Source organism: Pseudomonas inefficax, assembly GCF_032164165.1.
Lineage (GTDB): Bacteria > Pseudomonadota > Gammaproteobacteria > Pseudomonadales > Pseudomonadaceae > Aquipseudomonas > Aquipseudomonas inefficax.
In genome coordinates this window covers 4,437,153-4,457,153 of record NZ_CP134401.1, presented here as the reverse complement: position 1 = coordinate 4,457,153, position 20,001 = coordinate 4,437,153, and the positions used below count along the sequence as shown (strand labels likewise).

Below are 20,001 nucleotides of genomic sequence, written 5' to 3'. Positions count from 1 at the left end.
GCCTTACCCCGCCAGGGTCAGGCGCTCGAAGTCGGCGCGCGCATCCAGATAGGCCTGCGCCTCGGTGTCGCCCTCCTCGATCTGCAGTTGGCCGCCGGCCACTTTCAGCTCACGCTGGCCCAGGATCAGCACGCGCGAGGTGTAGGTTTTGTCGCGGTAGGTCACGGTCGCTGACGCACCGGGCGCGGCATCCGGGGTTTTCTTGGTAGCCATAGGGCCCTCCAGAAATGACAAAGCCCGCGATAGCGGGCCTATAGGGTTGATAGTGGGTGCAGCCTTGACTGGCTTAGCGAATGCCTAACGCGCCATTGAGCGCGTCGGCCAACGCCTGCGCATCGGGGTTGCCCGAAATGTTGATTGTGACGGCCATGCTACGACCAGGGCCGGGGTTGCGGATGTAGCGACCACTTTGCAGTGCCATCACCAGACCCTGAGCGATTTCCTCGGGGTCGTTGTCGCCCGCAAGCAGGCGACGCCAAAAGCTCAGCATGCGGATGTGATCGGCAAAACCGGTGATGCTGTGCTCCACCATCTTTCGCACTACGTCTCGATCCGCCCCATTGATTGGCGGCAGTGGGTCTTTCTCGCTCATAGGCACCTCAGTGCTTGTGATTGGCAGTGTTACCGGTCGTGTCGATGATGCGAGCGCCGCCAGTGATATCGCCCGTTACCAGTAACGTGCCATTGATCGTGACGGGACCGTTGATGGTGACCGCGCCGGACTTGGCGACAATCGCGTTATCCGTAACGACCACTTCGCTGCCGCCAACCTTGACCTTGGCCGTGCCGCTGGGGAGCGTGATGGTGTAGCTCTTGGCCTGCCAGTCGTAGACCAGCGAGCCGCCATCATCGAACCGCCACACCTCGACATGGTCGCGGTTATCCGGTGGCGCGCCGGCGTTGCCGTATAGGCCCGGCACGAATGTGCCCTGTGCCGGTTCACCGCTCGGGCTGACCAGCACGCCCTGCTCGCCCAAGCTTGGCGCACGCCAGTGGCGAGCCTTGCCGGCGGCCAGGGAATGCCAACGCACCCAGGCGCTGGTCCAGTCGCCGCCGTCGGAGACGCGCACCCGGGCGGCCCCCAGGTCGACGCCCACCACATAGCAAGGAATAACCAGGCCGGCCAAAATGCGGTCGTGTTGCCCAGCTACATAGCTCATTCCATGTCCTCCGGCGCCTGGTAGTTATGCTCGCTGCCTGTGCCGCTGTCGGGGTCGAAGGCGAACACCAGAGAGCCCGGCGGTTGGTTCTCCCACGGCCACTCCTCGGTCCCTAAATAGATGACCTGCACCCATTCGACGACCCATACGGCATAACCATCCAGCTCAGGCCGCGTCCAATCACGTTCCGCCCGCACAAACTCGGCAAACTCAACGGGCAAGCCCCAGGACTGCATTCGCAACAGCACCGCTAACTGCGCAGCGACGAATGCCGCTACCTGCAGACAGTTCGTCTCCTCTTGGCCAACGATCACGCGGGCCTCGAAGCGCGCCTCCACCGCGACTTCACCGGTGCCTGGGTCCTTATCTGCAGCCTCAAACCCAGCCAGCTCGAGCACCACTGCCGGCGGCGGGATAACCCTGATGCTCTCCGGCATGGTCCCGACGTAGGCCAGGCCAGGGATCGCCGCCTTGATATGTTCCTCAATGGCGGCATACACCTGGCCAAGGGGGATCGGATCGTCATCCATTGCCCGCTCTCCGCAAATACTTCTGCAGCTCGAAGTTCATTTCCTGCTCCATCACTACCTGCAGGCGTTCGTGCGCTCGATTGGTCCAGGCCTCGAAGTGCGCCCGGGTGTCATTAAGTGAGATTTTCGCCTTGGCCAAGGGGAAGCGGCTGTCGTTCTCAGAGATCCAACCAGACCGACGGCCACCACCGCCTGACACCTCGCTGTCGGGGTAGTCGCTCGCGTCGAAGTGCTTGCTGGCCGTACGGATCCAGATGTCCGGACTGCCGCCGTAGACACGCTTGAAGAAGGCCCCCTCATAACGCCGCCCGGCCACCGACACGCCCGAGCGGGTTTGTCGTGGCCGGCCAGCCCGACTGGCTTCGATGGGGTTGATGCCGAACCACAACCGGCCCTGCCCATTGCTGGAGACAGGGAACGCCTTGAGTCGCTGTCGCACTGCGGCAATCGCGATGCGCTCTTGACGCCCGACATCGCGAGCAATGTGCGTCCGAAGCCAGCGCAACACCTTGTTGATGGCTCGACGCTGCGCCGCAGCAACAGCTTTGGGGACCAACCGTATGAAGTCCTGAAAGCCCTTCACATCCTGCGGATCGATCCTCAGCGAGATTATTCCGCTGGAGGCCGACTGCTTGTAATAGCTACCAACACTCATGGCGCCTTCCTCAGCACAAGCGTGACCAGGCCATCACCGCCCGGCTCGCTCGCCACAATGGTGTAGTTCCCACCGCCATCCTCAGGCGGCAGGTCAATGAACACCTTCTGCTTGACCTCGACCCCCGCGTTGTCGCCGACCCGAATCACCAGGTGCGGCTCACGCAGGGCCGTGCGGATCTGGCCGAGCTTGGGCTGGAGCCAGGGCGCGGAAAACATGCCGAGCACATCGCGCCCCTCGATCTGCGCCGGATCGCCCAGCACCTCGAAAACCGTGTCGTCAACGTCGGCCAGCAGCTCGCGAAAGCCCATGGTCAGAGCGTCAGACGGATGACAGTGCGGGGACGGGTGCAGATGTGCAGCGGGTTGGACTGCGCCTCACCGTCAATACCCTTCCCGAAAGGCATTTCCTCGATCTTGCTGTAGTACGGCAAGCCCTCGGTGTTGACGGTCTCGATGTAGTCTGCCGGCGCGTAGATCGACAGGAACAGATCCGAGACACCCTCTGGGACCAGGCGGGCCTCGTCATCCGACACGTAGGCCTTGCCGCCGACCTTGCCGCGATAGCGCTCCCAGCTGATGCCGCCGAACTCGAAACCCTCCCGTCCATCACCCCGCAGGGCTGCGGCTTGCTGGCTGCCCTTGTAGGTCTCGACCACCGACGGGTGAGAGATCAGCTTCTTCCAGAAAGTCTTGCCACAGAACGCACGTGCGCCGGTGGTGGTGACATTTCCGAGCGCATCCTCCTGCATATCCAACGCGTCGACGCACTGAGCCTGGATGTTGGTGTTCGGGTCGTTGAGGCCCATCGACAGCGTCTGTCGGGACACACCAAAGGTTTTGTAGATGTCCAGCAGCACCGACGAGCCGTCGGCGTCGAGCACTTGGCCATTGACTGCCCCCATGCGGTGATACTCATGGGTAGCGTCCAGCTGGCTCCGGGCCTTGCCCAGGCGCTTGTTCACAACCGCCTGAACGGCCTGCAGCTCGGTGGTGGAGCCGAACGCACGAATGCCCTGGATCTCGTCAGCCTTGATCGAGAAACGCTGCGGCAGGTGAATGGTGTTGAAGGGGATGAGCTTGCGCTTGCTGCCACCGACCACCAACCCAGAGGTTCCGCGCTCACCCGCAGGCACCAGGGCGAGCGTATCGCCGTCCTTTTCGATCTGAACGGTCAGGGTCGAGACACCCTCTTCGCGGAAGAGTCCGAGGGCAGCCAGGCGGCCCGGCACGTACTCCTGCTCGTTGATGGCCGCAGTCAATGCTGCAACGCTGAAGGCATCATCTTGAAAAATGGCAATCTCAGCCATGGGGTACTCCAGAAAGTAAAAACCCCGCTCGAGGCGGGGTTGGGAGAAAGAATGGTTCAGTCAACGCAGGATGATGAAGTTCGCCGCCAGTGACTTTTCCGCATCGCCATCGAGGCCCGTCAACAGCGCCTCGGTGACCTCGGCCAGCCGCACCACAGCGCGCCCACGACGCGGGACGTCCGATTCGCCGAGCGGAGCGAAGAGGATGCAGACGGCGTTCTCGCTGCCGTCTTCAGCCGCAGGATTGTAGGGAGCGAACTCACCACTTGCAGTAACAAGGCCGAGCAGTTGGCCTGCAACCAGGGCCGGGCCCGCGACGACGTTGATGGCTTCGCGGGAGATCCTCCCCTCACCTTCAGAAAGCAGAAATTCACCGGCGTGGACCGGTTCCTCGTGGATGGTGCTCATGGTCGTGCTCCTTTATTGGCGGCCTGCCGGCGGGCAGCCCAGATGTCAGTTGGGTTGGGGAGTTGTGCCTTGATCTTCTCCGGCTCGTCGTCGGCGGGCGGCAGACTGTTATCGATCTCGAAACCCTTGCCGGAGCTAACCAGCCTCTCAAACAGCCGCGCCCGCACCGCATCGGGCTCCAGGCCGGCCTTCACGTATTCAGCAGTCAGCTCCGGCAGGCGGGCCGCAACGCAGAGATCGTGGATGCCCTTGGCGCGCTTCAGCGCGGCCTGGACCGTGGCCTGGTCGGTCAGCTTGGTGGAAGCGATCAGCGGCTCGACCAGGTTGCTGATTCCCGCCTTGGCGCAGTCCTGGGTGATCATCAAGGCCAGTGCGGTAGAGTCGCCAGCGCCAGCGCCAGCGGCCGGCGGGTCAGCTAGCGGTGCCGGATCCCCACCCTCTGCCTGGGGCTGGTCGGCCAGCTGATCCAGCAGCGCCTTGGGCGTCTGGCGGTACCGCTTCATCGCGGCTCCCTGGCCCAGGCACGCCTTGACCTCGACCCCGTTGCCCACTTCATCGGCCAGACCCAGCGCGAGGGCCTCTTGCGCGGTCAGCCAGGTCTCGTCGTTGACCATGCGCCGCAGCTCGGCGTCGTCGATGTCCGGCGCCTTGGCCTTGTAAGCAGCGATGATCGCCTCGAAGGTCTGGTCGAGGACGTCTGCCACCCGCCGCAAATCCTCAGCATCACCGCTGGTCCAGGTCCACGGGTTGTGCACCATCAGCATTGCGTTCGAAGCCATCACCAGGCGGTGCGCGCCGCACGCAGCGACGCTACCTGCGCTGGCCGCCAATGCATCAACACGTGCAGTACAGCGCTCACCCAGCCGGTTCAGCGCGTTATGAATGGCCAAGCCGTCGAACAGATCGCCGCCGATGGTGTTGAATGCCACCACCACCGGGGAAACACCGTCATCGATCGCCTTGAGGTCCTGAATGAATTCGTTCGCGGTGATGCCCCAGCCCCCGATTTCACCGTAGATGTAGATCTCGATGGGCGTGGCGTCGGCCTTGGCATCGCTCTGCCCCTCAGCCGCCGCGCTGATCTTGTACCAGTGCTGGTCTTCGATCTGCTGCACCAACGGCACCTTGTTGAAGATGCGGAACGGCATCAATTGATTCATGTTTTCCCCTTGTCGCTGGACTCGTCAGGGTCATCCTCGACGGCCGGCAAGCTGCTGTAGTTGAGACCCAGGGCCTTCGCCCGGGCGATATCGGCGGCGTTCTCCTCGTCGACCACCTCTGCATCGGTGCCATTGCGCAGGCAAACCTCGCTACGCGAAGCGAACCCCGCAGCGATTTCCATGCTGCGAGACTGAACGTCCTGCACCGGGTGGATATAGGCCCAGCCCTGCGGCACCCAACGGGTACGCTGGTACTCGCGGCGACGCTGCGCGTAGTCCGGCAGGTCGAGCGCACCAGCGAGCACGGCCATATCCATCCAAGCTTTGCGCACCGGCCGGCACAGCTGATGGACGTACACCTGGAACTGGAGCTGCTCCAGCCGCCGCCGAAACTCGGTCAACACCACGCGGATCGCCCGGTCGTTCACGCCCTGCATGTCGCCAGTCATGAGCTCGTACGGCAGCCCAGACCCAGCGGCAGCGGCCATCAACTGTTGCCGCATGAAGTCGGGGTAGTTGTTGCCGGCGTCTGGCGGGTCCGAGAACTCGACTTGCTCACCAGGCAACAGCTCCTGCATCGTGCCGGGCTCCAGCCCCACCATCGGGGTAAAACCGTCGCGGTCGTACTTGACTGGGGCCCCTGTAAGCGGGTCGAGTTGCGGCGGCCCATCTGGGGCTGGCTTGCGAACGAAACCGGCAAACAGGTTGGCCACCTCTTGGCGGAACAGCACTGCGTCGTCGAAGTTATCCAAGCTCCGCAGGCGCTTCAGGACCGGCGCCAAACGCGGAACGCCGCGCAGCTGGCCGGGCTCCAGAGGCTCGAACACGTGCAGCATCTGCTCCGCAGGAATCCGCACCAGCTGGTTGTAGCCCACATTGAGCGAGGACTTGTCACTGGGGTGGTTGCGATAACACCAGTACGCCACGCGCCGGCCCATGGCGTTAAACTCGATACCGGCCCGAATGACGTTGCCGAAGCGGGTCATTTCGAACTTGTCATGGGGCACAAACTCCGGCGATAGGCACTGCAGCTGCAGCGGCACCGCGTAGCCATCCTGCAGCCGACGCGGGCGCAGTCGAATGAAGCACTCGCCCGATTGCTCTACCGTGCGCGCCACCAGCGCCTGCAAGCCATAGAAGTCCGTGAGTTGATCAGCATCAGCCTCGTCCACCCAGTCCTCCCACAGCTCCTGCATCACGTTGCGAATTGCCTTGTCGAGCAGCCGCGGATGTGGCGTGATGCCGGTACCGATCAGGTTGCTGACTCGCTTGTCAATGACGTTGGCGGCGTAGGGGTCATTACGCACCGCGCTACGGGAGCGGGAGCGCAGGTTGCGCAGGGCCGGCATGATCAAGCTGTTCACGCCGGTGTCAGGCGCATCCCAGTTTGATGAGCGCCGCCCCTCTGCGGCGCCTTCGTAGCTGGCCTTGATCCGCTCGGGCACCAAAATGCCCGAGCGACCGAGGGATAGGTAGCGTCCGCTCACAACCCCTTGCCCCCATGGTAGACGCGGGTCACCCGCGAGCGACGCCCGGCGGCGGCCACCAATTCGGTGCGGATCAGGTCGCGAGCCTTGATCAGCTCGTCGACAGTTCGATACTCGACGGTGCGGTCCGAGTAGCGAACGATCTTTTCACCGCGCGCAATCGCCCGCTCGACAGCGTCGAGGTGTGCTTTTGTATAGGCCATGTCAGCGTCTCTTCAGGTAGCCGCTACTGGAACTGCGGCGTTGCATGGGTCGGGGCGCAGCTCGAGGAGCCGGCGGTGGTGGTGGCGGCGGATCGTTGCGTTTGGTCGGAACAGGCGCAGGGGCCGGCGGATCGATCTCTTCGTCCTGGTCGCCGACATCGGTCTCACTGGCCTGGGGCCGGACTGGGTCTGATTCGCTCTGCTCGAACAAGTTGGCCTGGGCGAGCGCCTGCCGCAGCTTGTCCCAGTCTTGTTCGCCGTAGCGGTGCAGGCCGAGGAAGTTGGCCATGGCTAGGTTGTACACCATCAGGTCGAGCGCCTCGTTGCGGTCGGCCTTGCCCTTGACCCACTCAATCCGCTTGTAGCCCTTCACGTAGCGGGCGACCTTTCGCTCGGCCACGCATTGCTGGAAGAACTCGTCGGGCAGGTCCTTGGCGAAATGCAACGCGCCAGGCCCTTTTTCGAAGCTGTAGCGGTTGTAGATCCAGTCTTTGGCCGTGTCGGTACCGACGATCCACAGCTCCGCACCGTTGCGCTCAGTTTGGCCCTTCCAGGTGACGTCCACTTGGGACGGCCGCTGGGCGATCACGGGGCGACCTGGCTTGCTCGCCCCCTTGAGCGCGAACACGTTGCGCCAGCGGCGCACGCGGGTGAACTGGTAGACCTCGTGGGTATGGTGCCCACCCGAGTCGATGCCCGTGGCCAGGATCCCCAAGCTCACGCCACAAGGATGCCGGTATCGGACTTTCAGCCGCTCGTCCAACAGCGACCAGGTACGCTCGTCGGCCGGATCGCCGGGAATCACCTGGTGATCGACCACCCAGCGCTCCATCCCGGTCCCCCAAGCCATCACCATCAGTTCCAGGCGGTTGGCCTGGACGTCGACGGAGGCAGTCAAGGCAAGCGCCCCCACGGGCAAGGTGCCGAGGACATAGTCCTCTTGCAGCGCGCGGGCCTGCAGCACCTCAGCTTTGGTTTGCTCGACCGCACTGTCCCAGACCTCAGCCAGGCGAGTGTTGTAGAACACCTGCATGGGCTCTAGGTCACCGTGGTCCTGAGCGCGCTTGGCTTCCTCGAACTCGCGGGCCAACATCGTCCACGAGTGCCAGCCCAGCGGGGCATACAGCGCGTTGAGGTGGAAGCTCACTGTCTCGCCGTCACCCTTCGCATGGGCACGCCACTCGCCCTTGGCCAGCATCTCGCTCTTGTAGTGCTCCTCGATCAGCACATCACAATCCGAGCCGGCACACTGGTAGTGCACCGTGCTGAAGTCAGGCGAATACAGAAGACGGTCCCAGCTCAGCACCTGCATGTGCCCACAAGTCGGGCACGGCACGTAAAAGTGGCGCTGATCGCCCATCATGAAGAGGTCGTCGATCCGCGACGCCCCCTTGATGAGTGGTGAGCTGGAGAAATAGAACTTGGCGTTGCGCCCGAAGGTACTCCCCCTGGCCTCGGCCAGCTTGATGGGGTCGCCCTCTTGGTCGACGTCGACATCCCAGCGATCAACCTCATCGCCGTAAATGTACCGAGCCGACAGCTCGGACAGGTTCGCGGCCGAGCCAGCCGTGGTGGCGTACAGCGTGCCGCCCTGGAACTCCTTCGTGTCCATGGTGTTGCGGGCATCCCTGGAGCGGGACGTGGCAACACGCTCCTTGAGCTCGGGCGTTGCGTCGATGGTCTTGCCGATCCGCGACGATACTCGCTTTGCAAGGGCTAAGCTGGGCAGCAGCGTCAGGATGTTTGAAGGCGCCATGTGGATCAGCGCCCCGATCCAGTTCAGGGCAATCTGCGTTTTCATCAGCTGCGAAGCGACCTTGGTCACCACCCGCTTACACGGGTGAGCAGGCGACAGGCAGCGCATGGGTTCGCGGGCGTACGGTGTACGCGCGGTGCGGTACTTGCCAGGCTCTGCGGCGCCGGTATCACGCGGGATCCGCATGTACTCGTCCGACCACTCGTCGACCCAAAGATCGGGGTCAGGTTTCAGCCCTCTGCAATACGCTTCGCGGTACACCTCGGCACCGTCTGCGTATCCGGTGGGCATAGGCTCAGCTCTGTGTAATGGCTTGCGAAAGGTCGGCGCTGTTCATCTTGCCGACTTCGTTGAAGACGCGACGGAAGGCGTCAACGAGGTGTTTCTCGATGTCCCAGGGATCGTTCATCGCAACCAACTCGGCGGCCAACTGTGGCGCAAGACCGAAGAACTGATCGCGAAGCATACGACCCGCAGAGTACGCGGCATCTTCTACTGCCTGCCGCTCGACCAGGTTGCCCTGGACCTTGTTGAACTCGGCTTCGGCCAGCTGGGCGAGATAATACTCGCGGTGCGCCTTCGCCTTCTGGAAGTTGTGAGTACCGCCGGGCGCCGGATCCGGTTGCAGCACCGCAGTTGGGCCGGTCCCGGGCTGGAGCTGGCTTCGGACATCCCGCTCGACACGGTTCTCCTCGTGCCGGGCAGCGACAGCCGCCTTGCTCGGATCGGCTGAATCAGCCAGCAGCAGCTCCGTGGCTTCGACGTCGACCTTCCCGTCAACAGTCAGCACCAGGCGTTCCTGCTTGGCCAGTTTGGAAACGTAGGATTTCGACCATCCATGCCGGGCGGCGAACTCCGATTTCGTCAGGTGCGTCATGTCGAAACGTCCAGTTCACCCAATGAATTCGAGGGGTTAACCAGTTCACCGCAGTTCACTAAGCTGGTGAACCTCCCGCTAACAAAGACCCGCGGGTTTCCCGTCCCGTACCCCGGCCATATCGCCAGGGTCCCCCGCCCCGCCGGGGCTGCCGGCCGGGTCATTGCCCCGGCTCGCCGGCCTGGGGCGGCGCCTGCTCCAGCCCCAGCCGCTTGGCGGCCCAGCGCATGTAAAGGTTGATCGCGACATCGGCGCCGGCCATCGCAGCCAAGCAACCAACCGCTGCTGCCGCCCATACCGAAACGCCGAGAGCGTACAGCAGCATGTTGGTCGAAAGACCGCAGGTCACGCAGGCACCAGAGCGCAACGCCAACCGGCGAATCAGCCCCCAACCGCGAGCGCCCGCCATGTCCGCCCGCCACATCTCTCCCGAAACACCGCCGACCAGGGATAGCACGATCACCATCCAGATTGGCAGTTCGGCTAACGTTTGTTGCTCGCTGTTCATGTAAGCCTCATTGGCAAAGCACGGCGCCGGAAAAAGAAAACCCCGCCAGTTGGCAGGGTTCTCGATGCGCCGAAAATTCGGAGCGGCTTGCACAGCACAGTGCTTGTGGGGGAAGCGCCTAAGCGCACTTTTGATATCGTGGCGCCTTTTTACATGCCACCGGAAAAACCGAAAAGGGCCTATTTTCGGTTCGTCGCCATGTGGTGGCTATGTCTCATCAATGTTGCACGCAAGTCGCATATTCACCCGACGAACGGTCTGCTGGCGGACGCGGCCAGCGCGGGCGGCCAGGATGGCAAACACCTGCAGGTGAAGGGCCTTAACCCAGTTTCGGTAGGTGCGGTCGGCGTCCTCAGCCAGCCCAACCTCGCGCATCTGCTCGCGCACCGTGGCCCCATACAGGTAGCGCAGTTGGGCCAGCTTGGCCAGCGTAGCCCCGCGCGGATCACGCCGCTCCAGCTGGACCACTGCCGCGTCAACCTCTGCTGCCGCGTGATCAAGGCCTGCACCGCTGACCAAAATTCGCGAACCGGATGAGCCTCCGCGCGGTGCAGCCCCCTTCCATTCCATGATGCTGCCCATCTGACTGCCCAAGCCGGCATCCAGCCCAAGCTGTCCACGCCGCTCTCCCCAATGCTTCATCAGCTCGGAAACCAGACGCAGGCGTTCGGACTGGTCGATAAGTGCCGCCATATCGATGCGGTGCAGCGCGTGATCCACCTGCCCCTGTAGGCGCAATCCTTGGTCCTTCGTCATCGCCAGCCCTCCCCGGCCAGTACCCAACACGCATTTGGCAAACCCAACACAAACCCAACACACTCAAAACTCAATGAATTCAATGGATTGGAAGTAACTGTGTTGAGTGTGTTGGGTGTGTTGGGTTTTTCAGGGTTCGCATAGAGATTTCTTCCCCCTTCGATTTCAGCGATTAAAAAAAATCGCGCGCGCGCGCGTGCGCACAAACCCAACACACCCAACACACATACCCCCAAAGCCAAAGATTCCGGGGCCTGAATGTGTGTTGGCTTACTGAAACCAACCCAACACAAACCCAACACACCCAACACACTTAATGGCAGAGTCATGCCGCAAGCCTCTTGATGTGGTCCCAACTGTCCACGCTCCAGCCCGCCAGCTTTGCTCGGGCACGCCACTCGACAACGGTCTTGCCCAGCTCGGCCGACTTCATGGATGGGGGCAGGGAAGGATCACCTTCGCTGGGCACAAAGAACGCCGCAAATCGGCGAGAACTGCCATCAGTCCAGGGGATAGGGCGTGTCTTCTCCACCTTCGCGCTTAACATCAGCGAGAACTTCGTGTGGCTCATGGAGTTCTCTTTGTTGTGGGAGCACCACTCAAGGAACATGGCGTACACATCGGAAGTCAGGCAGCAGCCCCATAGACCGTGCCCCAACTCGCCGTTTCGCCAGAGGTAGAAGAAGGTCTGCCAAGCCGTGCGACTCAGCTCAACAAGCCTCTGGCGGGCTTCAGTCTTTGGCGGACGCGTGCGCTGGTTGAAATCCCCAAGGTCGACATCGAGCAACCACCCGTACAAGGCTGCCACCCCACCGTTGGCCAACTCTCGGGCGATAGCCTTTTGCCTTTCGGCGGGCAGAGTCTCCATTGGCCACATCACTAGCATCCGGCGGTCGTCTTCACTGATCGGCCACGGCATGATCTCGTTGCTCAAGAACGCCGAGTTCATGTGGTTGGATTCTTCCCAGCCGTTGATGAACTTGGATTCCATGCGCACCGTCTTGCCGGTGATCATGTGCTTGATCTTGCCTACCTGGTTGTAGCGCTGATCACGGCTGACCACCTCTTCAAACACGGCCCAAAGCTTGCCGCTTTGCCAGGCGTTGAAATTGCCCTCCAGCTGCGCCTGGCCAACCGTGGCACCGTAACGACCGTACAGCTCGCCCATGATGTCCGCGAACAGCAGGCTTTTGCCCGAGCCCTCCATGGTTGAGTGGAACAGAATCGCGGTGTCCATCTTTGCGCCCATGTGCTGCAGCGGGTAGGCCAGCCACTTGACCAGCCAATCCAACGCTTCGGCGTCATTGTTGCAAAGGAACGAGATCAGCCACCGCAGGTTCTCGCACGCAGCATCGTCACGGACCGGCTCAAGCGGCAAGCCCTCAAAAGTGTTGATGTAGATCGCCGGGTCCTTGGTCATCGTTGGGTCGAACACGATGTGATCGACGTCCACCACCCGCCGCTCCGGGCTGTTCAGCCAGAGCTGATAGGCATCCCCCAAGGCCATCTTGACGCTGCCCTCGGGCAACCGACGCTTCTTCTCACGATCCCAGGCCTCTTTTGTCCCATCGATGTAGATGTACCGGTCGAGCGGTTCAAGCTTCAGCGCCCCACCCTTCTTGCTGGACATCTTCCGGGCCTGCTCAAGCTCTTGCACCTGCTCGGAGGCGATGAGCTTCTTGTCGGTCCGCTCCATCCACGCTTTCGAGAGTGGCTTGCCGACCAAGGCCTCGAAGCCTGTCCGCTTCATCGACCGTCGCTTGTCGAAGTCCCATACGTTCGTGGAACCTTCGACCAGCGCAAATCGGCGCATCGCAGCATCAATGTCCAGGGCATCCCCCCCCGGCCCCCCGGTGGCCGAGGAGCCGGCCGGGCTGATGGCCTCGACGTCTGATGGGGTGCGGGGAAGATGCTCGACATTGCTATCGACGACCGGAGGTAGCTCGGCCGGCTCCGCCACCGATGGGGCACGGGGAAGTTCGCCCAATGGCGGCGGTGCCGGCGGACGGGACTTCGCGTCAATACCCAGGATCCGGGCTGCCGCCCTAGTCGCAGCCTTCTGGTCGCCGTCGTGCTCCAGGATGCAGAACACATCGAAAGCATCATTCTTGTGTCCGTTCGCCAGCGGGTCCGAGGTGTGATGCGAGTAGAGCTTGCCCTCCGTGATTGTCACACCGGGTAGGCCTGAGCTGCTGTGCGGGCTTAACCACTTCCCATCGACGCGCTTGTAACCGTGCGCCTCAATCATCGTTGCGATGTCATGGGTACGATTGAATTCAGGGATAACCTCGGGGAGCCGATCACGAGATTGTGCTGTAGCTGTTGATGGTTTGGCCATGGGACGAGCTGCAGGCGTAGGCGTTGCCGCCTTCGGTTTCCACGGGCAAACGGCCTCCCCCTTCGGTTTGAACTCATCCCAGTCCTGCCAGATGGCCAACAAGTCGGCAGGCAGCTCTGGCAAGCCTTCAGCTGTCGGAGGGGTACGCCATGTGTAAGGCTTGTGAGTACCCGGGTGAATGGATGGTGGCAATACGTCCTGCACCAGGCCACCCCGCAACTCGAAGACTGTCACTTTCTTGAAAGGCTCAGCCGCCATGCGGAAGGCGGCCTCGCGGCCTGCATCCCCCGCGTCCATGGCAGCCTTCACTTGCACCATGAGCCCTCTGTAGATGGTGCCATCCGGGTCGTTTTTATTTGGCCAAACCAAGGCGTGGCGACTCAGCTCCACCCCCTCAGGGACGCGGAACATCACGCGGAATCGTTCAGGGTTGCCCACGGAGGTGGGGTACGCGTCAGCGAGTGCGTCGACATCAAGCCCAAGCGTCTGCTGCAGCACCTGCCGGGTCAGCTCGACATCATCAACATCGAGCGAGCAGACACGACTCGGCCCAAGCACAACTCCAAGGTTGTGGTTCGGGCTCGCAGTCCAGAACACTTCAGCTTTCGAGGCATCCGTGAAATAGCCACCAGGCTTGTTCCATCCAGCCCCCTTCGGTCCCTTTTCACCCGGTTCGATAGGAACCAGAGCCAGACCGAAGGTTTCAATGTAACGCCGCGCCCAATCAGCTGTGGTAGGAGTTGGGCGTTCGCTCATCTCCGGCGCTCCCGCAACTCCTGGCAATCGATGCAGGTTTCGCAGCCGGAGACCGACAATTGACGGGCCAGCGGGATCGGCTCATCGCAGTCTTCGCAGATCTGCGCGCTTGGCTTGACCGGGAGTCGCGCAAGACGCTGCAGCGACAACTGGAGGAAATACTCAGCGCGGTCATTGGCAAAATCGACGGCATCAGCCATGGCTTGCGTCCTCCATGGCTTCGCGCGCGCCCGCCATGATGGCGAGAACTTGCCGGATAACTTCCATGCCACGCTGCTCCAGATTCAACACCTCCGCCAAGGTCCAAACGTTGTCCGAGGCACCATCATGCAGGCTACCCACGAATTGACCGGACTCGGCCAGAAGCTTCGCAACCGCCTGCAAGGCATCGTTGGTAGCAGGCACAGGCTTGGGGCGATACCAGACCGCACCGGCAGGACGAACCAGCGCATCGAGCAACCGAGGATCAGCGGTCCACTGCACGATCTCTTCCAGTTCGTCAGGGGTTGGCCAGCGGCGGTCGTCTGCATGGTGCAACTTCTTCTGCAGGGCATCCACTTCGAGCCCCATGTCAAACGCGAGTCTGGTGATACCGCCGTGATAATCACGACCCGCGCGGTATAGCGCTTGCCGCAAAGTGAGAACCGGACCTGCGCCCGGCAAAAGATCAATCCTGCTCATAACCGTAAATCCTCGGTTTACGGCCTAGTCATAGGATCATGTAAGACCTATCCTACGACCACGACCTGTGTGCTGTGCCTTGCGTGCTGTGCGGGCATGGCATGTGGTAATAGTCGTCCGGCTGAACTTGTGAGAGAGGCCACCGGCCGACGAGAGTGATGGTGCTTCGTACTGTCATAGCTGGGCTGGGAGGTGAGAGACCTGGCCCAGCGTTCTTACCCCTTTCCTTGTCTTAAGTACCCCCAGTCAATGTCCGGTCGCAGCGACTCACAAGTAACCTCCCCTCCCGTTTCTCGATCCAAATTGACAGCCAACCCCGCACCTGCGCGGCGGTTCCCATAAGCCACTTGCTTCAGTTGGCCGACCGATGTCCCGCAGTGCCGTGCGAGGGCGTCGACCCCTTCCTTGTCTATCGTTTTCAAATATTCGCTAAGCGTCATAGACACCTCCAATGCCCGGCAGATTAGCAATTGCTAATTATGAAGGCAATAGCAACTCGTAATTTACTGTTTGCTAACGGAAAGCAATCATCTGCAGATGGACATTAACGAAAGGCGCATCGCCTCCCTCCGTACGATCATGGGGAATCTGAGCCAGAAGGAATTCGCCGAGGCTCACGACCTAGACGCGTCGTACCTGTCGCAACTGCTCAACGGCCACCGCAAGCTGGGGGAAAAGGCTGCGCTCAATCTCGAGCTCAAGATTGGGCTTGCAGCAGGGACGCTGACATCTCCTCCAATGGAGGAACCCTCCATCGCAGCCCCAACCAACGTGGTTCGCCTGCCCACCAGGGCAGCAAAGGACAAGAACTACGTTCTGATTCCGCATCTCGATGTCGCGGCTTCTATGGGGCATGGCAAGGCAGCCCCGGAAATGCACATTGAAGTCATCCGCGACATGACGGTTCACCTCGACTGGCTCAGGATGCAGGGCCTAAGTTTCTCCAACATCGACAACCTGGCGATCATCACTGGCGACGGCGACAGCATGTCTGGCACATTCGCAGACGGTGATGCCCTGCTTGTGGATCGCGGGATCACCGAAGTGAAGACAGACGCAATTTATGTCTTCACCCTCGATGGCGATCTCTACATCAAACGCCTGCAGCGTCTGACTGGAGGCCAGCTCCGAATGATCTCCGACAATCCTATCTACCCGCCGATTACCATCGACGAGTCGATGATCGAGCGGATGCATATCCAGGCCCGTGTCCTACTGGCCTGGAACGCGAAAAAGCTCTAACGCCTTCTCGGGTTGTGTCCTACCGGCCATCCGCCGGGGCGCAATCACGCCCATGCAATTTAGCATCTGCTATTGAACAATTATTTAGCTTTTGCTAATTTCAGCTTCGTGCCCCTCTCTCACATCAAGGACACGAAGAATGAAATCAGCACAGCACAACGGATCGGTAGCAATTCTGATCCATCCAACCGCCTGCAGCAGCGTGGCAAAAATACAGGCATTCCAGCGCAGCACTGGCTTGCAGCTGGTCGTCACGCTCGAAGGTAAAGCCCATGCTGTACCTGCCAATGGGGGTGCTGCATGAGCGAATTCAGGATCTCCCTTCGCCAGATCATGCTGCTGCAACGCAGCTTGGATAACGGCGGCACTGCGACCTGCAAATTGCAGCGTCCCGAAGCCACGGTCGATGCACAGATCGAGATCGAAAATGACAGTACGCATCACAGCATCAAGGTGACCCTTGGGCCGCTTTGCAGCAGCCTGAAACTTCCGCGCGCCCTCTCCACCAAGTGCCAGTCCTTAAGAGATTTTGTGCAGGACATCGCGAATGGCCGGGCTGACTCCGCAGCCCAAACGGAAGAAGCGCTTGCTCTCATGGAGGCGCAAGTCAGCGTTGAAGAGGTCCTGCAGACGGGTCAGACAGCCTACGTAATCGCCACCGTAAACCGACAGCTTCCCCTTGGCGCCGTGGTGACTGACGACCAGGGCAATGTCTGCGCTGCAGTGACGGGAGCCACTAAAGAGCAGCTCGCAGCAGCAGTCCGCGCGAAGCTCCGGCCCAGCCCTGACGGTATCGGGAAATGCGCATGAGTACGCTGGAACAGCTCCGCAGCGAGTGGACCACCCCCTGCCCAACGCTCACTGCTGTCAGAGAGCGATATTTCCCCCACATCGGGTCAGACAGGCGGTTCAAAGAGCTGATCAACAAAGGGCGTATTGATCTTCAGCTGAGCAAGATCGACAGCTCGAAGAAAGCCCAGCACGTGGTCTACCTGCACAACCTTGCCGCTTATCTCGACCGGCAGGCCGAACGCTCTACCCAATCTGCTTGACCAGGCGGCCCCGGCCATCAGGGGCACATGGCCCCCTCCGACTCTCACACCAACGGCGGAGGGCTACATTTGGAGCACAGCACATGCAACCGCATCAACAAGTTCTTGCCTTGGGCATCATCGTTCTGGTCACCCTGGCCATCCTGCCTTTCCTGTTCGCGAAAGCTCGGCATCGTGCCTTCAACAGGGGCTTGGAAATCGGGAAACAGCGTCTGCAAGCCGATCTGAAATTGCAGATACAAAGCCTGCAAGTGGACCTGGACGAAGCGCGAGTTCAAGCCGAGGCGAGCCAGCGCAAGCACCACATGGCTATAGCCCATCTCAAAGGCAACGTCCGCGAGCTCGAAGCCAGGATCATGTCGTATACCGGACTGGCAGTGACCAGGGCGGATTACGAGCTGCTCATCAGCGCCTTGGAAACCCTGAGCCTCACCGAGCGGACGTTAACCGCAATGAAGGCAACTCAGCAGGCATCACGTGCCAAGCTACAAGCCGCAGGACTGGACGGTCTGGCTAAACGCATTCACACCCAACTGCGCGAAACCCCAGCCAGTGCCGCAAGCGCTGAGGTGGCAGCATGACGACCGCTCAGCACATCAACGTTGCAGGCGCGCAGCAGCAAGCCCTTCCCTTCCAGCGGGAGCTGTACGTGGATCTGTTCGCAGGCGCGGGCGGAGCCAGCAGCGGCGGCGCACGCGCCTATCGCGACCCGGATGTGGCCATAAACCACAACCCTATTGCTATCGCTGTTCACCGAGCTAATCACCGCAAGACCCGACATTACATCAGCGACATTTACGAAGTTGATCCACTGAAGGCCACCGGCGGCCAGCCAGTTGGCATCCTGTGGGCTTCACCGGACTGCCGGCACTTCTCCAAGGCCAAAGGTGGCGCGCCACGCAGCAAAAGCGTTCGCTCCCTGCCTTGGGTCGTTGTCCGCTGGGTATTTGCGACACGCCCGCGCCTGTTCCTCATGGAGAACGTAGAGGAGTTCCAGGCCTGGGGACCGCTGGACGATGCTGGTAAACCGCGCAAGACCGAGATGGGCCGCACCTTCAGGGCGTTCGTATCCTGCCTCACCACCGGCCTGCCTGCCGATCATCCCGACATGGCGGAAATCATGGACTGCATCGGCCAGTGGGTTCCCATGGACGCTCTGGTGCGCGGCCTGGGCTGCAACGTGCAATGGAAAGAACGCCGTGCGTCCAACGCTGGGTCACCGACCATCCGCAAGCGCCTGTTCCTGATCGGTCGCACCGATGGCCGTCCCATTGTGTGGACCAAACCCAAGAGACACGAGAACCCTCAGGCCGACCAGTTGCCATGGCGAACCGCGGCGGAGTGCATCGACTTTTCCGACCTGGGCAAAAGCATCCTAGACCGCAAGCGCCCGCTGGTGGACAACACCTGCCGCCGGGTCGCGAAGGGATTCTGGCGGCACACCGTGCTGGCCGAGCAACCGTTTGTCATCCCGTTGAACGATCAGCAGCTTGCTGCCGCCAGTCTCACCGAGTTCGCCAACGCGAGCAACCAGCGGACCTTCAGCATTGCAGAGCCGTTGCGCACCCAAGTTGCCCAAGTGAAAGGCGGCCACTTCGCCCTGGCAGCAGCACACCTCACGCACCTGCCCACAGGCAGCAGGCACCACGCTCTTGCCGCATCTCACTTCGAGCAAGCCAACGGTGGGTTCTACAACGGTGACGGGCGGGCTGCAAAGGCTCCCCTGAGCACCATTCTCGGACGAGGCACCAATCAGCGTCTGGCCACTGCCTACCTGGTGAAGTACTACGGCACGGGTGGACAGTGGCAAGGCGTGGAAGAGCCTATGCACACGCTGCCAACAAGAGAGCGCATGGCGCTGGTCACCATCGTGCAGGTGCCAGCCGCCATCCTGCCGCCGGCACTGATGGAACGAGCCCGGAAGTGCGCCCACTTCCTGCACAAGTACCTGCCTGAACACTTCCCCGAGCCAGTGGATGTGGTGCTACTCGGCGAGTACGCCCTGGTGGACTTCACCCTGCGCATGCTCAAGGCACCAGAGCTGAAGCTGGCTCAAGGGTTCAGCCCTGACTACATCCTCGATCGCGGACTCTTTGAGAATCCTCACACGGGCCAGCTGGAGTGGCGCGCCATCAACAACACCGACCAGATCCGACTTATCGGCAACAGTGTTTGTCCTGACGAGGCGGAGGATCTGATCGCCGCCAATGCCAAGGATCTGATCGATCTGTACCAGCGGGAGGCGGCATGAGCCAGCACGACCATCCCGCACCCGATGCGAAACTCAACGCAGCCGCGTGGCTCGGCCAGGCCGGGCTGTACCGCTCTCGGTTTGAAGCGGTGCAGAACGGCGAGCAGCTCTTGGAGCCAGTGTCAGCAGACGAGCTATTCGAACTCGCGCGCAAACACGTTCTCGAGGCCTGCATCCATGCCTAACCCAACACGCATCTGGCAATTGATCAGCCTTGCTCTTGTCGTGCGACTCATCACCGACTTGGTCGAGTTGCATCGCAGCAGCATCGACCGCAGCTCAGTGCCAGGCACATTACCGACTGTAAACAGCGCCACAAGTCTTGAGCATCTCGTCCTCAGTTCAAATGCTCGCAGAGTGCATGAGAGGTATTCGCTGTGATCGACACATCGACCTACACCCCAACCACCCGCACGCCCAAGGGCATGCAGCCGATGCTTCGGCCAGCCATGTCGTTCATTTGCGACATCTGCGGTAAGGCTCGCGTGAAGGGCAATCACGACAAATGCTCCAAAACCCGTCAAGCAGCTGGCTTCATCATCATGCGAGGGCGCAAGCCATGAACACTGCATTCATGCTAATGGCGCAATACAACGGACTCGCCATCATCCCAATCGACCAGGTGTGCACCGACTACTTCACCCACCTCACCCCTGACATGTTTCAGCGGAAGGTTCTTGCCGGACAGATCAAGCTTCCTATCACTAGGCTCGAGACAAGCCAGAAGAGCGCACGAGGCATTCATATTGCCGACTTGGCGCAATACTTGGATCAGCAGCGGGAGGCTGCCCGCAAGGAGTGTGCGCAATTGAACAAGACGCTTCGGGCCGGCTAACCGGGAGATTGCACCTCGCCTGGCCAGGTGCCGGTGG

The 20,001-nt window shown here is 61.4% G+C and carries 28 protein-coding genes; 8 read left to right on the top strand and 20 right to left on the bottom strand.

Annotation, left to right across the window (positions count from 1 at the left end; genetic code table 11):
• Window positions 1–3 precede the first annotated feature (3 nt).
• From RIN61_RS20155 to RIN61_RS20060, 20 genes are all read right to left on the bottom strand, one after another.
• The gene (locus RIN61_RS20155; RefSeq protein WP_313853649.1) at window positions 4–213 is read right to left on the bottom strand and encodes a hypothetical protein; all 210 of its coding nucleotides are present in this window, start codon (window positions 211–213) and stop codon (window positions 4–6) included.
• A 73-nt stretch (window positions 214–286) separates the two neighbouring features.
• A complete protein-coding gene (locus RIN61_RS20150) occupies window positions 287–592 on the bottom strand; it encodes a hypothetical protein (protein ID WP_313853647.1) in 306 nt (101 codons plus the stop codon).
• Window positions 593–599: 7 nt separating this feature from the next.
• Complete coding sequence (locus RIN61_RS20145; RefSeq protein ID WP_313853644.1) at window positions 600–1,160, bottom strand: phage baseplate assembly protein V; 561 nt, start codon at window positions 1,158–1,160, stop codon at window positions 600–602.
• Entirely contained in the window at window positions 1,157–1,690 is a 534-nt protein-coding gene (locus RIN61_RS20140; RefSeq protein WP_313853641.1) for a hypothetical protein, read from the bottom strand. The genes RIN61_RS20145 and RIN61_RS20140 overlap by 4 nt, the downstream gene beginning before the upstream one ends.
• Window positions 1,683–2,345 carry a hypothetical protein gene (locus RIN61_RS20135; protein ID WP_313853638.1) on the bottom strand — a complete coding sequence of 221 codons (663 nt, stop codon included), beginning with the start codon at window positions 2,343–2,345 and terminating at the stop codon, window positions 1,683–1,685. The genes RIN61_RS20140 and RIN61_RS20135 overlap by 8 nt, the downstream gene beginning before the upstream one ends.
• Complete coding sequence (locus tag RIN61_RS20130; protein WP_313853636.1) at window positions 2,342–2,656, bottom strand: head-tail joining protein; 315 nt, start codon at window positions 2,654–2,656, stop codon at window positions 2,342–2,344. The genes RIN61_RS20135 and RIN61_RS20130 overlap by 4 nt, the downstream gene beginning before the upstream one ends.
• Window positions 2,657–2,658: 2 nt before the next feature.
• Window positions 2,659–3,654, bottom strand: coding sequence for a major capsid protein (locus RIN61_RS20125; protein WP_313853634.1), 996 nt, complete (start codon window positions 3,652–3,654; stop codon window positions 2,659–2,661).
• 60 nt (window positions 3,655–3,714) lie between these two features.
• Window positions 3,715–4,062: a head decoration protein gene (locus RIN61_RS20120; RefSeq protein ID WP_313853632.1), complete on the bottom strand. Its 348-nt coding sequence runs from the start codon at window positions 4,060–4,062 to the stop codon at window positions 3,715–3,717.
• Window positions 4,059–5,222 (bottom strand): head maturation protease, ClpP-related, encoded by a 1,164-nt coding sequence (locus tag RIN61_RS20115; protein WP_313853630.1) that lies wholly within the window; start codon window positions 5,220–5,222, stop codon window positions 4,059–4,061. Before RIN61_RS20115 ends, RIN61_RS20120 begins: the two co-directional genes overlap by 4 nt.
• Window positions 5,219–6,709, bottom strand: a complete 1,491-nt coding sequence (locus tag RIN61_RS20110; protein WP_313853628.1) for a phage portal protein — start codon at window positions 6,707–6,709, stop codon at window positions 5,219–5,221. The genes RIN61_RS20115 and RIN61_RS20110 overlap by 4 nt, the downstream gene beginning before the upstream one ends.
• Window positions 6,706–6,912, bottom strand: a complete 207-nt coding sequence (locus RIN61_RS20105; RefSeq protein WP_313853626.1) for a phage head-tail joining protein — start codon at window positions 6,910–6,912, stop codon at window positions 6,706–6,708. The genes RIN61_RS20110 and RIN61_RS20105 overlap by 4 nt, the downstream gene beginning before the upstream one ends.
• A gap of 1 nt (window position 6,913) precedes the next feature.
• Window positions 6,914–8,959, bottom strand: a complete 2,046-nt coding sequence (locus RIN61_RS20100) for a phage terminase large subunit family protein (RefSeq protein WP_313853624.1) — start codon at window positions 8,957–8,959, stop codon at window positions 6,914–6,916.
• 4 nt (window positions 8,960–8,963) lie between these two features.
• Window positions 8,964–9,545 carry a terminase small subunit gene (locus RIN61_RS20095; protein ID WP_313853622.1) on the bottom strand — a complete coding sequence of 194 codons (582 nt, stop codon included), beginning with the start codon at window positions 9,543–9,545 and terminating at the stop codon, window positions 8,964–8,966.
• A 160-nt stretch (window positions 9,546–9,705) separates the two neighbouring features.
• Window positions 9,706–10,053, bottom strand: coding sequence for a phage holin family protein (locus RIN61_RS20090; protein ID WP_125854740.1), 348 nt, complete (start codon window positions 10,051–10,053; stop codon window positions 9,706–9,708).
• Between the two features lie 207 nt (window positions 10,054–10,260).
• Entirely contained in the window at window positions 10,261–10,809 is a 549-nt protein-coding gene (locus RIN61_RS20085) for a hypothetical protein (protein WP_313853619.1), read from the bottom strand.
• On the bottom strand, window positions 10,806–11,138 hold the full coding sequence (locus RIN61_RS20080; protein WP_313853617.1) for a hypothetical protein: 333 nt from the start codon (window positions 11,136–11,138) through the stop codon (window positions 10,806–10,808). Before RIN61_RS20080 ends, RIN61_RS20085 begins: the two co-directional genes overlap by 4 nt.
• Complete coding sequence (locus RIN61_RS20075; protein ID WP_313853615.1) at window positions 11,135–13,903, bottom strand: bifunctional DNA primase/polymerase; 2,769 nt, start codon at window positions 13,901–13,903, stop codon at window positions 11,135–11,137. Before RIN61_RS20075 ends, RIN61_RS20080 begins: the two co-directional genes overlap by 4 nt.
• Window positions 13,900–14,103: a TraR/DksA C4-type zinc finger protein gene (locus RIN61_RS20070; RefSeq protein ID WP_019096614.1), complete on the bottom strand. Its 204-nt coding sequence runs from the start codon at window positions 14,101–14,103 to the stop codon at window positions 13,900–13,902. The genes RIN61_RS20075 and RIN61_RS20070 overlap by 4 nt, the downstream gene beginning before the upstream one ends.
• Window positions 14,096–14,584, bottom strand: coding sequence for a phage regulatory CII family protein (locus tag RIN61_RS20065; RefSeq protein WP_026020311.1), 489 nt, complete (start codon window positions 14,582–14,584; stop codon window positions 14,096–14,098). Before RIN61_RS20065 ends, RIN61_RS20070 begins: the two co-directional genes overlap by 8 nt.
• 215 nt (window positions 14,585–14,799) lie before the next feature.
• Window positions 14,800–15,024, bottom strand: a complete 225-nt coding sequence (locus RIN61_RS20060; protein ID WP_019096612.1) for a transcriptional regulator — start codon at window positions 15,022–15,024, stop codon at window positions 14,800–14,802.
• A gap of 97 nt (window positions 15,025–15,121) precedes the next feature.
• On the opposite strand from RIN61_RS20060, the gene RIN61_RS20055 reads away from it, so the two are divergent.
• The 8 genes from RIN61_RS20055 (at window position 15,122) to RIN61_RS20020 (ending at window position 19,964) form a co-directional block, all read left to right on the top strand.
• A complete protein-coding gene (locus tag RIN61_RS20055) occupies window positions 15,122–15,826 on the top strand; it encodes a LexA family transcriptional regulator (protein ID WP_019096611.1) in 705 nt (234 codons plus the stop codon).
• Between the two features lie 139 nt (window positions 15,827–15,965).
• Window positions 15,966–16,130, top strand: a complete 165-nt coding sequence (locus RIN61_RS20050; protein WP_156676014.1) for a hypothetical protein — start codon at window positions 15,966–15,968, stop codon at window positions 16,128–16,130.
• The gene (locus RIN61_RS20045; protein WP_313853608.1) at window positions 16,127–16,636 is read left to right on the top strand and encodes a hypothetical protein; all 510 of its coding nucleotides are present in this window, start codon (window positions 16,127–16,129) and stop codon (window positions 16,634–16,636) included. Before RIN61_RS20050 ends, RIN61_RS20045 begins: the two co-directional genes overlap by 4 nt.
• The gene (locus tag RIN61_RS20040; RefSeq protein WP_313853606.1) at window positions 16,633–16,878 is read left to right on the top strand and encodes a pyocin activator PrtN family protein; all 246 of its coding nucleotides are present in this window, start codon (window positions 16,633–16,635) and stop codon (window positions 16,876–16,878) included. The genes RIN61_RS20045 and RIN61_RS20040 overlap by 4 nt, the downstream gene beginning before the upstream one ends.
• Before the next feature lie 83 nt (window positions 16,879–16,961).
• On the top strand, window positions 16,962–17,459 hold the full coding sequence (locus RIN61_RS20035) for a hypothetical protein (RefSeq protein ID WP_313853604.1): 498 nt from the start codon (window positions 16,962–16,964) through the stop codon (window positions 17,457–17,459).
• Window positions 17,456–19,129, top strand: coding sequence for a DNA cytosine methyltransferase (locus RIN61_RS20030; RefSeq protein ID WP_313853602.1), 1,674 nt, complete (start codon window positions 17,456–17,458; stop codon window positions 19,127–19,129). The genes RIN61_RS20035 and RIN61_RS20030 overlap by 4 nt, the downstream gene beginning before the upstream one ends.
• A complete protein-coding gene (locus RIN61_RS20025; RefSeq protein WP_133978492.1) occupies window positions 19,126–19,314 on the top strand; it encodes a hypothetical protein in 189 nt (62 codons plus the stop codon). The genes RIN61_RS20030 and RIN61_RS20025 overlap by 4 nt, the downstream gene beginning before the upstream one ends.
• Window positions 19,315–19,688: 374 nt before the next feature.
• Window positions 19,689–19,964 (top strand): pyocin activator PrtN family protein, encoded by a 276-nt coding sequence (locus RIN61_RS20020; RefSeq protein WP_265980355.1) that lies wholly within the window; start codon window positions 19,689–19,691, stop codon window positions 19,962–19,964.
• The last annotated feature ends 37 nt before the right edge of the window (window positions 19,965–20,001 follow it).

Excerpts from the sequence above, each read along its gene's own strand:
- RIN61_RS20155 (WP_313853649.1), bottom strand. The coding sequence starts at position 213 with ATGGCTACCAAGAAAACCCCGGATGCCGCGCCCGGTGCGTCAGCGACC.
- RIN61_RS20150 (WP_313853647.1), bottom strand. The coding sequence starts at position 592 with ATGAGCGAGAAAGACCCACTGCCGCCAATCAATGGGGCGGATCGAGAC.
- RIN61_RS20145 (WP_313853644.1), bottom strand. The coding sequence starts at position 1,160 with ATGAGCTATGTAGCTGGGCAACACGACCGCATTTTGGCCGGCCTGGTT.
- RIN61_RS20140 (WP_313853641.1), bottom strand. The coding sequence starts at position 1,690 with ATGGATGACGATCCGATCCCCCTTGGCCAGGTGTATGCCGCCATTGAG.
- RIN61_RS20135 (WP_313853638.1), bottom strand. The coding sequence starts at position 2,345 with ATGAGTGTTGGTAGCTATTACAAGCAGTCGGCCTCCAGCGGAATAATC.
- RIN61_RS20130 (WP_313853636.1), bottom strand. The coding sequence starts at position 2,656 with ATGGGCTTTCGCGAGCTGCTGGCCGACGTTGACGACACGGTTTTCGAG.
- RIN61_RS20125 (WP_313853634.1), bottom strand. The coding sequence starts at position 3,654 with ATGGCTGAGATTGCCATTTTTCAAGATGATGCCTTCAGCGTTGCAGCA.
- RIN61_RS20120 (WP_313853632.1), bottom strand. The coding sequence starts at position 4,062 with ATGAGCACCATCCACGAGGAACCGGTCCACGCCGGTGAATTTCTGCTT.
- RIN61_RS20115 (WP_313853630.1), bottom strand. The coding sequence starts at position 5,222 with ATGAATCAATTGATGCCGTTCCGCATCTTCAACAAGGTGCCGTTGGTG.
- RIN61_RS20105 (WP_313853626.1), bottom strand. The coding sequence starts at position 6,912 with ATGGCCTATACAAAAGCACACCTCGACGCTGTCGAGCGGGCGATTGCG.
- RIN61_RS20100 (WP_313853624.1), bottom strand. The coding sequence starts at position 8,959 with ATGCCCACCGGATACGCAGACGGTGCCGAGGTGTACCGCGAAGCGTAT.
- RIN61_RS20095 (WP_313853622.1), bottom strand. The coding sequence starts at position 9,545 with ATGACGCACCTGACGAAATCGGAGTTCGCCGCCCGGCATGGATGGTCG.
- RIN61_RS20090 (WP_125854740.1), bottom strand. The coding sequence starts at position 10,053 with ATGAACAGCGAGCAACAAACGTTAGCCGAACTGCCAATCTGGATGGTG.
- RIN61_RS20085 (WP_313853619.1), bottom strand. The coding sequence starts at position 10,809 with ATGACGAAGGACCAAGGATTGCGCCTACAGGGGCAGGTGGATCACGCG.
- RIN61_RS20080 (WP_313853617.1), bottom strand. The coding sequence starts at position 11,138 with ATGACTCTGCCATTAAGTGTGTTGGGTGTGTTGGGTTTGTGTTGGGTT.
- RIN61_RS20075 (WP_313853615.1), bottom strand. The coding sequence starts at position 13,903 with ATGAGCGAACGCCCAACTCCTACCACAGCTGATTGGGCGCGGCGTTAC.
- RIN61_RS20070 (WP_019096614.1), bottom strand. The coding sequence starts at position 14,103 with ATGGCTGATGCCGTCGATTTTGCCAATGACCGCGCTGAGTATTTCCTC.
- RIN61_RS20065 (WP_026020311.1), bottom strand. The coding sequence starts at position 14,584 with ATGAGCAGGATTGATCTTTTGCCGGGCGCAGGTCCGGTTCTCACTTTG.
- RIN61_RS20060 (WP_019096612.1), bottom strand. The coding sequence starts at position 15,024 with ATGACGCTTAGCGAATATTTGAAAACGATAGACAAGGAAGGGGTCGAC.
- RIN61_RS20055 (WP_019096611.1), top strand. The coding sequence starts at position 15,122 with ATGGACATTAACGAAAGGCGCATCGCCTCCCTCCGTACGATCATGGGG.
- RIN61_RS20050 (WP_156676014.1), top strand. The coding sequence starts at position 15,966 with ATGAAATCAGCACAGCACAACGGATCGGTAGCAATTCTGATCCATCCA.
- RIN61_RS20045 (WP_313853608.1), top strand. The coding sequence starts at position 16,127 with ATGAGCGAATTCAGGATCTCCCTTCGCCAGATCATGCTGCTGCAACGC.
- RIN61_RS20040 (WP_313853606.1), top strand. The coding sequence starts at position 16,633 with ATGAGTACGCTGGAACAGCTCCGCAGCGAGTGGACCACCCCCTGCCCA.
- RIN61_RS20035 (WP_313853604.1), top strand. The coding sequence starts at position 16,962 with ATGCAACCGCATCAACAAGTTCTTGCCTTGGGCATCATCGTTCTGGTC.
- RIN61_RS20030 (WP_313853602.1), top strand. The coding sequence starts at position 17,456 with ATGACGACCGCTCAGCACATCAACGTTGCAGGCGCGCAGCAGCAAGCC.
- RIN61_RS20025 (WP_133978492.1), top strand. The coding sequence starts at position 19,126 with ATGAGCCAGCACGACCATCCCGCACCCGATGCGAAACTCAACGCAGCC.
- RIN61_RS20020 (WP_265980355.1), top strand. The coding sequence starts at position 19,689 with ATGAACACTGCATTCATGCTAATGGCGCAATACAACGGACTCGCCATC.